Raw genomic sequence first — 16,498 nt, 5'->3', positions numbered from 1 at the left:
GTCCGGGCCGACCGCTCGCGAACCCGTCGGCGGCGCAATCAGGGGGCACGGCGCTTCACACGAAGCGCCGTTTTTTCCGGAGCGAGCGAGCAAATCGTCGACGGACGGGCCACGGCCCGGCCCACAACGAAAAACGGCCGCCATGACGGCGGCCGTGTCATTCTGCCCGTGGCCCCGCAGAACGTCAGAAGTCCTCGGCGTCGACGTCGTAGTTCGACGGCTCCCAGCGAATCGCGAGCAGCGCCAGCAGACCGATGGCCGGTGCGACGGCGATCACCCAGAACACCTTCGTCGAGAGCGCGGCGGCCAGCACCGGAAACAGGAACAGCGAAACCGTCGAGCTGGCGCGCATGAGCGTCTGGTTGAAGCCGACGCCCACGCCACGCAACGACGTCGGATAGCTCAGCGACGCGAACGTCATCGAATGCGCGCCCGGACCGAAGCCCTGCCCCAGCAGGAACAGCGCAAGGAAGCCTAGCGCCCAGGCCACCTGGACACCCCCCGCGGGCTTGCCCACAAGCGCCAGGCCGACGAGCGCCGTCAGTTGAAACGCGTAGCCGACCACCGTGAGTTTCCAGGCCCCCACCTTCGGCACCAGGCGCACGCCCAGCAGGCCGCCGGTGAATGCGAACAGCAGATTGAGCGCGAGCGACGTCAGGATCGTCGTGAGCATCGATTGGGCAAGGAAGCTGGCGATGATCACAGGCAGCCCGAACGCCACCGCGTTATAGGCGAACGACGACGCCACGGCGATGATCGTCGCGAGCGTGGTACGACGCAGGTACACCCCCTTGAGCAGGGCACCGTAGTTGCTCCACGACGCGGGACGCTTCGGCGCGGCGCGCTCGGCATCCGGTGCCACCACGGCGTCGATCCCGTACGAGCGCTTCAGAATCTTCGCCGCGCCGTCGAGATCGCCCTGGTTAGCCGCCCACACCGGCGACTCGCTCATATAACGGCTGCGCACGGCGATGATCGCCAGTGCGGGAATTGCCCCGAAGCCCAGGATGATGCGCCACAGCAGCGCACTGTGCGACGACGGCAGCGCCGAGTAGCACAGCAGCACCAGCAGGTACGACGCGCAGATCGCCGCGTACCACGTCGGGCACCACATCGCGACCCTCGCAGCCTTGTTCCCCCGCCCCTTGAGCTTGGAAAACTCGGCGAGGAATGCCATGGCCACCGGCAAATCGATACCGACGCCCAACCCCATCACGAAACGCGCGCCAGCAAGTACATACTCGTTGGGGGCGAGCGCACAGGCGATGGCTGCAATCACGAAGCACAGCATGTCGGCCATGAACACCCGGTAGCGGCCGATACGGTCGGTCAGGAACCCGCCAAGGAACGCCCCGACAATCGCACCGAATGTGATCGCGGACGCCACCATGCCAGTGCCCGCCGGGGTGAGATTGAACTCGCGTGTCACGTCCTTGAGGCCGAAGGCGAGTGCGCCGAGGTCGTAGGCATCGAGGAACACACCGCCCAGTGCGATGGCCACGATCCATCGGGCGTTCGACACGCGGGCGCCGCCCTCGTTGACGAGTCGGGCAACGTCGGCCGCCGAGCGGATGACGGCGGAGCCGGCGGAGCCAGCGGACGCGGCCGACGCCGCGGAGCCAGCGTGCACAGACGCGGCGGAAGACAGGGAAACGTCAACGGACATGAAACGGAACGGAAAAATGCGTGAGTGGGAGCGACAAGGCCCGTGGGGCAGCCGTCGCCAAAGGTCGCGATGTTACCGCTTGGTACCGCCTCATCCAAGTGATTTCTGGTTATATGCTTAGATGATTCCCGCGCGAGACGATCAATATCCGGGCGATTACTTCATAAACACTCGATATTTTTCGGAAATTTGAGAGGATTCCACTTTGGGATTAAGCATTTACAGAGCATGCCCCCTCGTCTTGCCTGATGGGAATATCATCGGGGAGCCCTTTGCAGGCTTTGCAGGGGAATCGTGGCAGCCTCGCGCGCACCAACGCCTTTCGACGCGATGCCGAGCCTGACCTCGGCGCCGGCGGCGTGCGCCACGCCGCGTCATTACAAACGCTTACCTTTTCTTACAGCATAAAGATCGGCGGAACCCTACATTCCGCGTCGTGGTCGCAACAGATGTGCCACATTGTGCGCAACGTCACGCTCGATCTGCGGTGACGCCGCATTTACCTCACGCTCACGAGGACGATCCAAAATGAACATCAAAGCACTTACGGGAATCAGCGCGGCCCTGGGCGCCGTCATGCTCGCCGGTTGCGTGGCTCCGGGCCAGCAATATGGCGGCTACCAGCAGCCGGGATACCAACAGGGATACCAGCAACCGGGCTACCAGCAGGGCTATCAGCCGGGTTACCAGCAAGGCTATCAGCAGGGATACCAGCAGCCGCAGCAGCAGGGAGCGCTCTACGGAACGGTCCAGTCGATCGAACAACTGAACGGCGCCAATAACAGCCCGAACATTCTCGGTACGGTCCTCGGCGGTGCCGCGGGCGGGCTGCTCGGCAACACGATGGGCGGCGGACGCGGACGCACCGCCACCACCATTGCCGGCGCGGTCATCGGCGGCATCGCGGGCAACCGCATCGAGAACAGCATGGGTGAGCCGAACGTGCTCTATCGCATCACCGTGCGTCTGGACGACGGCCGCGTCGCCACGGTCACGCAGGCGCCGCCGCTGCGCGTGCAGCAGGGTCAGCGCTGTGCCGTGGCGAACGACACGGTGTATCCGTACTGAGCATCGCGCCGTCGACGCACGGCGAAACGAATCGAAACGCCCGCCGGTTGCCCTCCGGCGGGCGTTTTGTTTTCCGGGTCGCCTCACCGCACGCCTCCCCTGCTTGTCGGTGCCTGTCGGGATGGCTCGACCCCGACCATTTGACCAGACGAAATAGCCGCGACACATGGGTGTGCCAAGCACCGCAAGGGCGCTTTATGGTGTCACGCACTTATGCTACGCTTCGCGTCCATTACGTTGCGCCAGACGACACCGCCGTCATCGCCCATTTCACCTCGCGCGCAAACGCGCCATCGCACCGGAAATGCCCGCGTCTTTTGCAACTTCCATGCTGCGAAACATGCAATGCCGGTCGCTTCCCTCACCGCGGCCCGACGGGCCTGGATTTACCGCGCGACCATGCACGTTTTTGGGGGACGTTATTGGGACGGCCGTACTTTAGAGTTCGTCGCCTAAGCAAGTCGACAAGAACTTGCCGCGCAATTTCACGCTGTATCCCGCATCGGATCCGGCGTTTTGCGTTCTCGACCGCTTCGGAATCCTGTGATTTGGAATCCTGACCGAGCCGCGTCGACAGCGCGCAATCGCGACAACGCCGGGAACACGGACGCGTCGTGTCGGGGAACGCGCAATCGCCACGATTGCCCGTTGCACGTCATTCACGCACCCGTCTTCGGCACAGCATGTGCATCACCCGCACTCGTGGTCATCTATCGCGCGGGCGCGGCATCCGATCGTACTGGCCGCACGCCAGCGCTAATCCGACGATCGATCGACCTGCTGTCCCCATGACGAGCGGTGGATCGTGGAACGCAAATTGCACTCATGCCAATGGTTTCGACTGGACAACACGACGCATCGACAACGCACCATGGTCAAACGGTCATGGACCTCGGGGGGACCGCACCGGTGATCGCACGGCCTGTACGAGCGATGGCTCACCTGCTGCTCGCCGCCGCGGTGGCGATCGGCACGGTCGGGGTCGCAGCGGCCCCGACGGCCGCGCAGGCCCAGTCGACGACATCGTTGTCCCTGGCTTCGCCGCAGTCGGCCATCCCGGACATCGCGTTGTACTACGGCGACGATATTCCTGTCGACGCGCTTCAGGCATTCGACTGGGTCGTGATCGATCCGGCACAGGCATCGTTGCCCGACGCCTCGATCGCTCCCCGCACCCAGTGGTTCGCGCGTGCCGACGCGCGCGACACGACGCAAACGCCCGACGCCTTCGTCGACGCGCGTATCGCGCCGCTGTGGCAAAAAGGCTTTCGCAACTTCCTGATCGACGACGGCGCACCGCTCACCGGCGACGCCGAGAGCGATGCACGCATCGTCGCGCGCGTACAAGGCATTCATGCACGCTACCCGGACGCCCGGCTCGTGCTGAGGAATCACCTGAACGCGGCGACCTCGCTCGCCCCCGCGCTGGCCGGCGTGCTGGCCGACGGGCTGTATCGCCGTTACGACGCGGCGGCGATGATCTTCGTCGACACCCCCGCCAACGTGCAGGCGGCGGCGTTCGCGCAGCTCGACGCGTTGCGCAACCAGGCGCATCTGCCGACGTTCGCCATGGACTATTGCGAGAGCGCCGACCTCGCCTGCCGTCGCACCACCGCGCGCTCGCTCGATCAGAAAGGCGTGCGTGCCTTCGTCACGGATCCCGACGTGCAAACCGTCGGCGTTGGCCGTATCGAAGTGATGCCGCGCAAGATCCTCATGGTGCAGACGCCGGGCGACGGCGAGCCGATCGACCTGACCACCGGTGCGCGCGACATTTCGATGCCGCTGAACTACCTCGGCTACGACGTCCAGTACGTCAATGCCAACAGCGGCCAGATGCCGGCGAACGTGCGCACCGACCGGTATGCGGGCATCGTCGTGTCGATCGACCGCAACGTGAACAACGCCGGTGCCTGGCGCCGCTGGTTGCTCGCCCGCATCCGCGAAGGCATGCGTGTGGCGGTGATCGGCCAGTTCGGCTTCCCCATCGACCAGCAGACGGCGCAGGTGCTCGGACTGGAACGCGTGGCGGGCACCGTGCCGGGCGCCGTCGAGCCCCGGGTGGTGAGCAAGTCGCCGATGATCGGCTTCGAGATCATGCCGACGCCGGACGTACGCGACGCCCTTGGCGTTCGTGTCGGCCCGAAGGGCGAGCCGCTGCTTCGCCTCAAGGCCGGCGACTACACCTACGACATGGCCGGCATGCTGCCGTGGGGCGGTTACTCCCTCAACCCGTACGGTGTGACGTCGCTCGCGGGCATCGAACAGGAACGCTGGGCGATCCAGCCCATCGACTTCCTGCGCCAGGCACTCGCGCTGCCGCAGATGCCCGTGCCCGACGTGACGACCGAAAACGGGCGCCGTCTGATGTTCGCGCACGTCGACGGCGACGGCTTCGCGTCGCGCGCGGAGTTCCCCGGCGTCGATTACGGTTCGATGGCGCTGTACGAGCAGATCTTCTCGAAATACCTCGTGCCCACCACGCTGTCGGTGATCGAGGGGGAAGTCGGACCCACGGGCCTGTACCCGAAGATCTCGCCGCGCCTGGAAGAGATCGCGCGCAAGATGTTCGCGCTGCCCAACGTCGAGATCGGCACGCATACCTACTCCCACCCGTTCAACCTCGAACAGATCAATCAGAAGACCGGCGAGCGCATCTACGGCAAGGCCAACAAGGAATGGGGCGGCGACGACGCCTTCTCGCTCGACATTCCCAACTACCGGTTCAACCTCGACCGCGAGATCCAGGGATCGATCGATTACATCAACCAGCGGCTGGCGCCTCCCGGAAAGAAGGTGGTGGTGCTCCAGTGGCCCGGCGACGCCCAGGCGCCGGCCATCGCCATTCGCAAGGCGTGGAAGGCGGGCGTGCTGTCAATCAATGGCGGCGATACGATCATCACGAAGACGAACAACAGCTGGACCAACATCGCGCCGTACGGCGTGGCGAAGGGCCTGCTGCCCACGGAATTCCAGGTGTACGCGGCGGTGATGGACGAGAACGTCTACACGAACGACTGGCTCGGCCCGTATTACGGCTACACGCGCGTGCTCGAGACCTTCGAGATGACCGACAAGCCGATCCGTTTCAAGGCCGTCAACCTCTACTACCACATGTACTCGGGCACGAAGGTCGCCTCGCTCAACGCATTGAAGGACGTCTACAACGCCGTGCTCCGGCAACCGGTCTTCCCGATCTTCACCACTGAATACATTCGGCGCGTGCTGGATTGGCGTCGCGTCGCGGTTGCTCGCGAAGTGACGGCAGACGGTGCCCCCGTGCGCTGGCGCGTTCGCAGCGGCGCGGATCTGCGCGAAATGCGCTGGCCGGGCGAAGGCGTGCCCGTCATGGGCACGTCCGAGGACATCGCAGGCTATCTGCCGGGTCCGGGCGGTCTCTACATCCACATGGGCGGCGACACGGCCGAATTCTCGATCGGCGCGAAGGGCGCCGACCGTACGCCCTACATCAGCGAGGCGGCCGGATTCGTGCGCGACTTCAAGCGCACGGGCCGCAACCTGTCGTTCCGGTTCGGCGGGTACTACAAGCCGTTCGTGAGCGTCGCCAATGCCGCGGGGTGCCGCCTGAGCGTCGACGGCGTGACGAAGGGTCGTGCCGATGGCGCCGGCCGCCTGCGCGTCGATGTCTCGGGCGTTGCCGAGAAGCCTGTCACCATGCATGTCATCGGGGTGGAATGTGACTGACGCAACGCGACCCAACGACCGTGCGCTCGACAGCGCCGCCGCTTCCCGGCCGGTCGAGAAGCGAGAGCGCCTGAGCCCGCCGTGGCTGACGGCAGCCATCGGCGCCGGCGTCGTGCTCGCGCTCGGCGCGGCGCATCCGAGCGATGAGGAGCAAACGCGTTCGGTGGCATCGCAACCGCCGAGCGAGCTCTCCGTCGCCTATCTCGAAGCCTGGCTGCGCATCGAGCCCGACGCACCGCGCTATCTCGACCTGCTCGGCCAGCAGTATCTCGGCCTCGGCCGCTGGGACGATGCCACGCGCGTGGCGGACAAGCTGCGCGCCATGCCCGACGAACAGAATCGCCGTCGCGGCATCCTGCTCTCCCTGGCCGCCGCCGAGCAACGCGCCTACGACGTACCGGCCGACGATCCGGGCCGCGCCGAGCGCATGGCGCAGTACGTGGAACTGCTCGACGCCACGTCGCAATATCAATGGGACGTGCCGACGCTGCGCATGCTCGCCGAGAAGGCCCGTCTGGCGGGCGCGACCGAATTGATGTTGCGCGACTACCGCCTGCTGGCGGCAGCCGACGCCGCCAATGCCGCGCAATGGCAGGAAAAGCTCGCCAACGCCGCGCTGTCCCAGTCCGCCTACGATGACGCCGCGAACGCCTATTTCGCCGCGCAGGCCGTGGCCCGCACCCGCGATGACCGTCGGCGGCTGTTCCTCGCCGGCATGCGGGTGCTCGTCTCCGCGAATCAGGTGGCGCGCGCCTGCACCGAAGGGGAAAAGCGCATCGGCGATCTGTCCAACGATCCTGTTACGCTGCGCTATCTGCTCGACGTGGCCCGTCAGGCGGGCCGAACCGACCTGATGACGACGTACGCCCGCGCACTCACCAAGCTCTCGAGCCTCACGCCGACGTCGCATGGCGCAACCCTCCGCCTTGCGGGCTGGCTGCCCGGCGTGGGCGCAGATGGCCGCGGTCTCGACGGCGCCGCGCCCGCACGTTTTCGCTACCTCGATGGACCGGCGGGCGTGCGTGCACTGCACCGGTCGAACGGCCCACGCATCATCCGGGTGGCTGACGTGGGTCTGGCCCGAGGCGCGAGTGCCGCCGATGCCGCGCCGTCCTCGCAACCGGCGCAGGCCGACCCGAAAGCCAGGCTCGCCATCCCGGGCAGTCCCGACTGGGACTCGCCCTCGCGACCCGCCGCCGGGGGCACCGACGCCAACGGCGTGAACGCCAGCGATTACGACCTGGCGTTCAAGGCGTTCGTCGAAGCGCGTCAGCTCGACGACGCCGAGAAGCTCGCGCAGCAGGCCTTGCAACGCAAGCTCGACCCGCTCGTCTGGACGCGCCGTCTCGCTCAGGTCGCGCAGTGGAACGGGCACGCGCCGCTGGCACTGGCCTACTGGCTCAAGTACGCGGAATCCACGGGCAACGCGCAGGCGTGGGAAAACGTCTACCAGCTCGCCCCCCAACTCAACGACGACCACGCCTATCTGGCGGCCCAGATTTTCGAGGCGGACCGCCAGCCGGACAACCTCAAGCTCAAGGACGATATCGTCAACACGTACGAGCGGCTCGGGCGTCCGGAAGAAGGGCTCGCCTATCTCAAGCGCCATGCCACGGGCAGCCAGCGTCGCGCCCTGCTCGAGCGCGAAGGCGACGTCGCGCAGCGCATCGGCCAGGACGCCGAAGCCCTCGCCACGTTCCAGACGTTGCAAAAGGAGTTCGGCCCGTCGTCCCAGTATGCGCTGCGCATTTCCAGCCTGCTTTACCAGAAAGGGCATCTCGCGCAGGCACTGGCCGAGCTGCGCAGCGTGCGCGACGTCGCGGGCACCTTGCCCGCCGACGCCGGCTACTGGCGCACGTCCGCCGAGGTCGCGCGTCTCACGCAAAGCGACGAGGACGCCAACTTCGCGTATCGACAGCTGTTGCGCACCGGCAAGGCCGAGGCGCTCGACTTCAACGCGATGACGTACTTCTACCAGGGCTATCCGCTCGACGCCGGCCGCACGGCGGAAGCGGAGTTCCGGCAGAACGATTCGGACCTCGCGCTGCAGGCGGCGATTTACTTCTATACGCAGGCGCGGGCCTACGACCGCGTGCAGGCATTGCTCGACGGCCTCGATGCGCAACAGCGCGACAAGTTCGCAAAATCCGGCGACCTGCTCGCCACGCGCGCCGTCTATTTCCAGCAGATCCAGCGCTGGGACGCGGCGCTGGCCGATCTGCGCGTCGCCTCGAAATTGGACAACGCCGGCGACGAAGTCCGCGTGGCCTACCTGTGGGCGCTGGTCGACTACGGCAGCGACGACGAGCTTCGCACGGTCCTGCACGACTACCGTCCCATGGTCGCCGACAACGCCAGCTACTGGGGCGCCTACGGTGCGGGGTTGCTGCGCCTGGGCAATCCTCGCGAGGCGCTGACCTATCTGCGCCAGCAGGCCGCGCTCTCCGACGACGATCCGCTCTGGATGCTGTCGCTCGCCGACGCGGAAGAGGCCGCCGGCGACGCCGGCACGGCCTGGAAGATTCGCCAGGGCGCCTGGAAGGATCTTCAGGCCCGCGCGGAATCGGGGCAGTTGCGTTTCGCGTCGCGCCGCCGCCAGGGCGCCGTGGTGCAACGTCTGGCAGCGCTCACGTCCGACAACGACGGCGTGCTCGAAGCCCAGGCCGCCCGCGTCACGCTGGCGCAGGTGTTCTCGAACGCGGACACGTCGCGTCAGTTGCTCGTCAACCTCCTGCGCGAGGATCGACGCTCCGCCGACAGCGCCAAGGTCGCCGACTCGCTGCTCGGCGACTCGGCCGAGCTGGCCCCGCTCAAGCCCGCGACCGACAACCCCGGGCAGCGCGATCCGTCGTTGATGTCGCGTCAGGCCGTCATCAGCGCGACCACGCGCGACGTCGGGCTCGCCTGGGCACTCTCCGGCGAGGATTTCGATCTCGCGCGCGCATGGCTGGCGCGCGAGTATACGAACCGGCTCCTGCGCCCGGCCGATGCCGAGATCGCGCTCGCGCTGGAGAACAACGATCGCGACAAGATGGCGCAATTGCTCGATCGCCGTCAGGGCCGCATGCCCATCGAGAACGAAATCGAGGCCAACGAGCGGCTCGGCCGCGCACCGCAGGCGCAAACGCTCGCCTGGCGCGCCGCCGACGGCGCCCCGAACAACGACGCCGTTCACACGACGTTTACCGACACGATCCTGCGCGACCGTTCCAACGCCGGCTTCGATCTCTTCTATTCCCGTCAGGCGCCGCTGAGCTACCTTGAGAGTTCGCTGATCGGCAGCCTCAACCTCACGAGCCGGATCGGCGTGACGCTCGAGGCCATTCAGCGCAACCAGCGAACCGTCGATACCTCGCAGCTGGCCTGGGTGCCCGCGCACGACCGGATATTCAACTTCACCGTGCGCGATCGCACGGTCGATCGGGATCTGGCGTTCACGCTCGGCCATCGCACCGAACTCAACAGCTTCTTCACGGGGCTCGTGTCGGCCGCGTTCAACCGCAACTCGCCGCTCACGACCACGTTCCAGGTCGGCTACAACCAGTTCACCGACATTGCGCCCAACACGCAGGTCGCGGCCACCCGCGATTTCGGCAGCATGCAGATGCTGTGGGCGGGCGATGGGCGGTGGTATGGTCAGGCCAACGCGGAATACGATCGCTTTCACGCGCAGGACCGCACCTACCTCGGCCGCGGCTGGCGCTTCGGCGGTGAACTGGGATACAAGCTGCGCATCGATTACCCCGACCTGAACATCCGCCTCGTGGCCGAGCGCGGCATCTATACGCCGAGCAACAACACCGTCAATTCGCTCGCCGTCCTGCTGCCGACCGGCACGGTACCCCTGGCGTCCGAGTTCATGCCGATCACGACCACGCAATACGGCGTGATGGCCGGATTCGGCCAGGACTACCAGAACACCTACCGTCGCGCCTGGCGGCCGTATCTGGACGCCGGCTACATTCACGACAGCCAGCAGGGCTGGGGGCCCCAGGTCAACCTGGGCATCGCCGGGTCGGTCATCGGCAACGACCACGCACGCATTTACTACTCGCACGACATCACCAACGGCACTGGTGTTGCCACCACGCAGGTCGGTGTCGCCTACCGACTGTTCTACTGATATTTCGCATCCGCAAGGGAGAGCCGTACCATGAAGACCAACGCATTCAAGAAGTGGCAGCGCTTTTTCGGCGTCGCCGTCCTCGCCGTGTTGATGGCCGGTTGTTCGACGATGAACGTCGGCGACGCACCGAAGCTGCCGAAGACGGCGAGCTGGGTGATTCTGCCCATCGCCAACACGACCGAAACGCCTGATGCCGGGCAGCGCGCGGAGAGCATCGCCCAGAGCATCCTGGTGCAGAACGGCTTTACCGACCTGCACCGCTATGTGGGCGACCCCGACGGCGGCGACTCGCTGATCGGCGGCAACAACGCCCAGACCCGCGTGCGCGCACTCGCATGGGCGCGCAAGATCGGTGCCAAGTACGCGCTCTCGGGCGCGGTAACGGAATGGCGCTACAAGGTCGGCGTCGACGGCGAGCCGGTCGCGGGCGTGACGTTCGATGTCATCGACGTGTCCAACGGCAACACGGTCTGGAGCGCCACGGGCAGCCGCAGCGGCTGGAGCCGTTCGAGCCTCGCCGGCGTGGGCCAGACATTGATTCGCAATCTGCTGGCACCGCTGGCGCAACAGTAACGGAATCATCGTGAATACCGCCAATCAACAGGACGCTTCCGTCGACGCGAAGCCCAGGGTTGCCGGGCAGGTGCGACGCTCGGAGCCGTTCGGGAATGTGAGCACCTATGGCCGCCTGCTCGCACCGGCGGCGACACGCCCCGTGATGGTGTTCGAGGTCATCACGGGCATGGCGCTGGCCGTGGCCATCGCCTGGCTGCTGCATCCCCAGGATCCGCTGCTCATCGAGCTGGGCTTTCCGTGGATGTGGCTCGTCGCCCTCGTCATGGCGTTGCGATACGGCGCACTGCTCGGCGTGGTGGCGGGCCTCGTGCTCGCGGCCGCCTGGTACGGCCTGTATGGGCAGCACGGCCAGCCCTTCCCGACGATGTTCTTCACCGGCGGCTTCACGATGATCGTCGTTGGCGGACACTTCTGCGACATCTGGGGCAATCGGGCAACGCGCGCGCGCGGCATCAACACGTACCTGAACGATCGCCTCCTCGCGCTGACCAGCAATCACTACCTGCTGCGCGTGTCGCATGAACGGCTCGAACGTGACTTGCTCACCAAGCCGAGCACCATGCGCGACGCCATCACCCGGCTGCGCGAGCTCACGCTCACCGAGGACGCACCGGGCAAGGACACACCGCTGCCCAATGCGCAGCCGATGCTCGAGTTCGCCGCGCTCACCTGCCAGATCGAAACGGCGTCGCTCTTCCCCGTGCACCGCAACCGTCTCGACACGGCGGCCGTGGCCAGCGTGGGCGAAGCCTTCGCGCCCGACGAGAGCGATCCGCTCGTGCAGACCTGCCTGCGCGAAGGTCGCCTCGCGCACGTGCGCGAAGACACGACCGTGGGCGAAGACAGCGCCTACGTGGTGTGTGCGCCGTTGACCGACGGCAACGGCGAGATCAATGGCATGTTGATCGTGCGCAGCATGTCGTTCCTCGCGCTCAATCACGACAATCTGCAATTGCTGCTCGTTCTGCTGTCGTACTACGCCGACGGCGTGGCCCAGCAGGCCCCGGTGGCCAGTGTGCGCGACGAAGTCCCGGCCGCGCCCTACGACTTCGCGCTGGAGCTCGGGCGCCTGGCACGCGCCAAGCGCGAGAGCGGTATTCAATCGTCGCTGGTCGCGCTGGTGTTCCCCCGCGGCGCCAGCGGCGACTCGCTGTTCGAGCAGACGGTGCGTTCACGTCGCGCGCTCGACGCGCAATGGATCCAGTCGACGCCGCGCCATCAGATTGCCATCTCACTCATGCCGATTACCGACGACAGCGGCATCGACGGCTACCTGTTGCGCATCGAGAACGGGCTGCGCCAGCAGTACGGGCTCGATTTCCAGACAGGGCACATCGCGGTGCATACGGCGAGCGTCGACGAACGCACGCCGGGCGAAGGACTGAAAAAGCTGCTGGAGCGCTGCCAAGATCATGCTTAAGAAACTGCTGGTGGCTGTGATCGGGATCGTGGCCCTGCTCGCACAGGCGCTGGCGATCCGCACCCTGTTCGCGCCGGTCGGCGCGATCGATCCGCTACTGCTCTTCTTCGCGTGGCAGACGCTCAGCGCCGGGCTGACCGCAACGTTCGTGCGTGCGGCGCTGCCCGAGCATTATCACGGGCGAAACGGCGCGTTCTGGCACAGCTTCGCCGTCTGTCTGTTCATTCCCGTGGGTGGTCTGGTGCTGTTCCTGGGCATCATGACGATCGGCTTCGTGTTCCCCCCGCCGCGAGAGCTGGCCCGCTCGGGCGCCGTGGACCGGCCAGAGTTCGTGACGTACCTCGTCTCGCAGGTCACGCACGGCGCCGGGGCGCGCCTGCGCGCCCGTCTGCGCAACGTGCGCGGCACGAACGAGGATCGCGTGGCGGCATTGGTGTCGGTGCAGGCGCTGCCGTCGCGGGCGACCGGCGAGATCATGCGCGATCTGTTGTCCGACCCGGTGGAGGAAATCCGCCTGCTCGCCTACGGCATCGTCGACGGCGTGGAAAAGCAGATCATGCAGCGCATTTTCGATGCGCGCTCGCAGCGTGAGCGTGCCGCCAACGACGACGAGCGCGCGGAGGGAAGTCACCGCCTGGCCGAGCTGTACTGGGAGCTGATCTATCAGAATCTCGTGCGCGGCGAGGTCTACCGATTCACGTTGGGGCAGGTCGAGAAGTATGCCCGCGAAGCGCTCGCGCATCGCGAGAGCGACGCCGCCATGTGGTATCTCCTGGGCCGCTGCGCGCTGCTTCGCCGCGATCCGGACGAGGCTCAGGCTTGCCTGGAGCGCGCGGAAGCGCATCACTTCCCCGCCGACCGGCTCGTGCCCTGGCTTGCCGAAGTCGCCTTCCTCAAACATCAATACGGACGGGTCGGGCCCATGCTCGCCAGCCTCGGCAGTGGTACGTCCACACCGACGCTCAATCCCGTCATGCGTTTCTGGACCCGCTAATGCGTACATCCGAACGTCTCGCCCGGCCGGCAGACATCGCGTTGCTTCTGGAGGGCACCTTCCCGTATGTTCGCGGAGGCGTGTCGTCATGGGTGGATCAGATGATCCGCGCGTTCCCCGACCTGACGTTTGCCGTCGTGTTCATCGGCAGCCGCCGGGAAGACTACGGCGACAAGGTCTGCAAGCTGCATGACAACATCGTGCACTTCGAAGAGCACTATCTCTACGAGTTCGATGCGCCGCCCCCGGTGCGTGCCGTCGAAGGCGATGCGCAGGCGTTCGCGCAGATGGAGAAGATGCACGACATGCTGCGCCAGCGCAACGACCTGCAGGGCATCGGCAAGCTGATTCACGACGTGATCCCCATGATGGGCGACGACGGCCAGATCAGCGAGGCCAACTTCCTGCACAGCCGCCGATCCTGGGACGTCATTTCCGAGCGCTACAAGAAGTACTGTCTGGACCCCTCGTTTACCGACTACTTCTGGACCGTGCGGATCATGCACAAGCCGCTCTGGCAGCTCGCACGCATTTGCGACCAGCTGGTTCCGGCCCGGGTATATCACACCGTGTCCACGGGTTATGCGGGCTTTCTCGGCGCGCTGCTGCGCTTCAAGCACCAGCGCCCCCTGCTCGTCTCCGAGCACGGCATCTACACCAAGGAGCGCAAGATCGACCTGCTCCAGGGGCAATGGATTCGCGACAACCGCGGTCTTTTCGAGCGCGACATTTCGCGCGTCGGCTATTTCCAGGATTTGTGGGTGCGCTTCTTCGAGGCACTGGGGCGCGTCTGTTACGAAGCCGCCGACGAGATCACCGCGCTGTTCGAGGGCAATCGTCTGCGCCAGATCGCCGACGGCGCTCCCGAGCACAAGACACGCAATACCCCGAACGGCATTCCGGTGGAAAAGTTCGCGCCACTGCGCGCACGACGCCCCGCCGAAATTCCGCCCGTCGTGGCACTGATCGGTCGCGTCGTCCCCATCAAGGACATCAAGACCTTCATTCGCGCGATCTTCATCGCCAGCCGCCAGATGCCTGGCCTGCAAGGCTGGATCGTCGGTCCCGAGGAGGAAGATCCGGCTTACGCGCAGGAATGTCGCGACATCGCCGCGAGCCTTGGCATGGAAGACAACCTGCGGTTCCTGGGCTTCCAGAACGTCGCCGACATCCTGCCGCAGGTGGGCGTCGTCGCGTTGTCGTCCATTTCCGAAGCGCTGCCGCTGGTGGTGCTCGAAGCCTACGCGGCCGGTGTGCCGGTCGTCACGACCGACGTCGGATCGTGCCGCCAACTGGTCGAGGGGCTGGGCGACGAGGACCGGGCGCTCGGCGCGGCCGGCAAGGTCGTGCAGATCGCGAACCCCGAACACTTCGCCCAGGCCGTGGTGGACCTGCTCGAACCGCGGACCTGGCACGCCGCGCAACGCGCCGCGATCGCGCGCGTGGAACGTTATTACACACTCGGACAGATGCAGGACGCCTACCGTCATCTGTACGAGATGCTGCTCGCGCGCTCGGAACGCGCCACGGCAGCGGGAGGGGTCTGATGGCCGGCATTGGCTTCGAACTGCGCAAGATCCTGCGGCGCGACACGCTGACGAGCACGCTTGCGGCTTATGGCTACGCCGGCGTCATCAGCGCCGGCCCGCTGATTCTGTCGATTCTCGGCATCCTGCTCATCGGCATGATGAGCCTGGCGGTCGTTCAGCCGCCCGGTCTGATCGTGCAGTTCCAGGTGTCGGTCACTTACCTGATCGCGTTCAGCCTGGTCGTCACCGGTGTGCTGCAACTCTCCTTCACGCGATTCCTGAGCGACCGCCTTTTCGAGCGGCGTCCCGATCTGGTGCTCCCGAACTACAACGCGGTCTCGCTCGTCACGACCGTCGGCACCGGGCTCATCGGTCTGATCCTCGCGCTCACCGCGTTCCGCGACCAGTCGACGGGCTATCGCCTGTTGATGCTCGCGGGCTTCGTGATCGTGAGCAACATCTGGATCGGCGTACTGTTTCTCACCAGCGTGAAGCAGTACCGCGCCATTCTGGCGATCTTCTTCGTCGGATACGGCGTCACGGTGGTGAGCGCCGTGCTGCTCAATCGTCATGGACTCGAAGGCCTGCTCGGCGGCTTCGTCATCGGCCACCTGATCCTGCTGCTCGGCATGGGGTGCCTGATTCACCGCAACTACCGCACCGACGAGTACCTGCTCTGGCAGGTGTTCGATCGCCGTTTCTCCTACCCGTCGCTGATGTTCGTCGGGTTGCTCTTCAACCTGGGCATCTGGCTCGACAAGTTCATGTTCTGGTTCTACCCGGTGACCGGGCAGGACGTGATCGGACCGCTGCGCGCGTCGGTGATTTACGATCTCCCGGTGTTCATCTCGTACCTCTGCGTGATTCCCGGCATGGCGGTGTTCCTGCTGCGCATCGAGACCGACTTCGTGGAGTATTACGACCAGTTCTACAACGCGGTGCGCACCGGCGGCACGCTCAAGTACATCGAAGATGTCGCGCGACATGATGGTGCGCTCCGTGCGCACCGGTCTATATGAAATCCTGAAGATTCAGGCCGTGGTGACGCTGCTGATCTTCGCGTTCGGCGACCATCTGCTGCGGCTGATCGGCATTTCCGTGCTGTACCTGCCGTTGCTGCACATCGACGTGATTTCCGCGAGCTTGCAGGTGCTCTTCCTGGGCATTCTGAACATCTTCTTCTATCTCGACCGGCGCCTGACGGTGTTGGCGCTCACGTTCGCGATGGTCGTCGCCAACGGCGTGTTCACATGGGGTACGCTGATGCTGGGCCCAAACACCTACGGATACGGATTTGCGCTCGCGCTGGCGGTGGTCGTCATCGTCGCGATGCAACTGCTCGACCGGCGGCTCGACGCGCTGGAATACGAAACCTACATGCTGCAGAACCAGCACTGACGATTTGGCCTGACGT

Annotated in this window: 9 protein-coding genes and 1 pseudogene; 9 read left to right on the top strand and 1 reads right to left on the bottom strand. The window is 65.7% G+C overall.

Going from position 1 to position 16,498, the window contains the following annotated elements:
- Positions 1-184 precede the first annotated feature (184 nt).
- On the bottom strand, positions 185-1,666 hold the full coding sequence (locus tag CDN36_RS18050) for an MFS transporter (RefSeq protein WP_287497492.1): 1,482 nt from the start codon (positions 1,664-1,666) through the stop codon (positions 185-187).
- Positions 1,667-1,938: 272 nt separating this feature from the next.
- On the opposite strand from CDN36_RS18050, the gene CDN36_RS18045 reads away from it, so the two are divergent.
- From CDN36_RS18045 to pelG, 9 genes and pseudogenes are all read left to right on the top strand, one after another.
- Positions 1,939-2,157 carry a hypothetical protein gene (locus CDN36_RS18045; RefSeq protein ID WP_287497491.1) on the top strand — a complete coding sequence of 73 codons (219 nt, stop codon included), beginning with the start codon at positions 1,939-1,941 and terminating at the stop codon, positions 2,155-2,157.
- Positions 2,158-2,194: 37 nt separating this feature from the next.
- Positions 2,195-2,734, top strand: a complete 540-nt coding sequence (locus CDN36_RS18040; protein WP_287497490.1) for an outer membrane lipoprotein — start codon at positions 2,195-2,197, stop codon at positions 2,732-2,734.
- Positions 2,735-3,667: 933 nt separating this feature from the next.
- Positions 3,668-6,439, top strand: coding sequence for a bifunctional glycoside hydrolase/polysaccharide deacetylase family protein (locus CDN36_RS18035; protein WP_287497489.1), 2,772 nt, complete (start codon positions 3,668-3,670; stop codon positions 6,437-6,439).
- A complete protein-coding gene (locus tag CDN36_RS18030; protein WP_287497488.1) occupies positions 6,432-10,562 on the top strand; it encodes a tetratricopeptide repeat protein in 4,131 nt (1,376 codons plus the stop codon). The genes CDN36_RS18035 and CDN36_RS18030 overlap by 8 nt, the downstream gene beginning before the upstream one ends.
- A gap of 30 nt (positions 10,563-10,592) precedes the next feature.
- A complete protein-coding gene (locus tag CDN36_RS18025) occupies positions 10,593-11,138 on the top strand; it encodes a hypothetical protein (RefSeq protein ID WP_023593978.1) in 546 nt (181 codons plus the stop codon).
- A 10-nt stretch (positions 11,139-11,148) separates the two neighbouring features.
- Positions 11,149-12,561: a PelD GGDEF domain-containing protein gene (locus CDN36_RS18020; protein ID WP_038618930.1), complete on the top strand. Its 1,413-nt coding sequence runs from the start codon at positions 11,149-11,151 to the stop codon at positions 12,559-12,561.
- Positions 12,554-13,555, top strand: coding sequence for a tetratricopeptide repeat protein (locus tag CDN36_RS18015; protein ID WP_023593976.1), 1,002 nt, complete (start codon positions 12,554-12,556; stop codon positions 13,553-13,555). The genes CDN36_RS18020 and CDN36_RS18015 overlap by 8 nt, the downstream gene beginning before the upstream one ends.
- Positions 13,555-15,102 (top strand): GT4 family glycosyltransferase PelF, encoded by a 1,548-nt coding sequence (pelF, locus tag CDN36_RS18010; RefSeq protein ID WP_287497487.1) that lies wholly within the window; start codon positions 13,555-13,557, stop codon positions 15,100-15,102. Before CDN36_RS18015 ends, pelF begins: the two co-directional genes overlap by 1 nt.
- Positions 15,102-16,482: pseudogene (pelG, locus tag CDN36_RS18005) on the top strand (exopolysaccharide Pel transporter PelG). The gene pelF and the pseudogene pelG overlap by 1 nt, the downstream one beginning before the upstream one ends.
- The last annotated feature ends 16 nt before the right edge of the window (positions 16,483-16,498 follow it).

The sequence above is a fragment of the Pandoraea sp. CB10b_02 genome (genome assembly GCF_002216225.1).
GTDB classification, from domain to species: domain Bacteria; phylum Pseudomonadota; class Gammaproteobacteria; order Burkholderiales; family Burkholderiaceae; genus Pandoraea; species Pandoraea nosoerga.
This window is presented reverse-complemented; position numbering and strand designations above follow the sequence as displayed.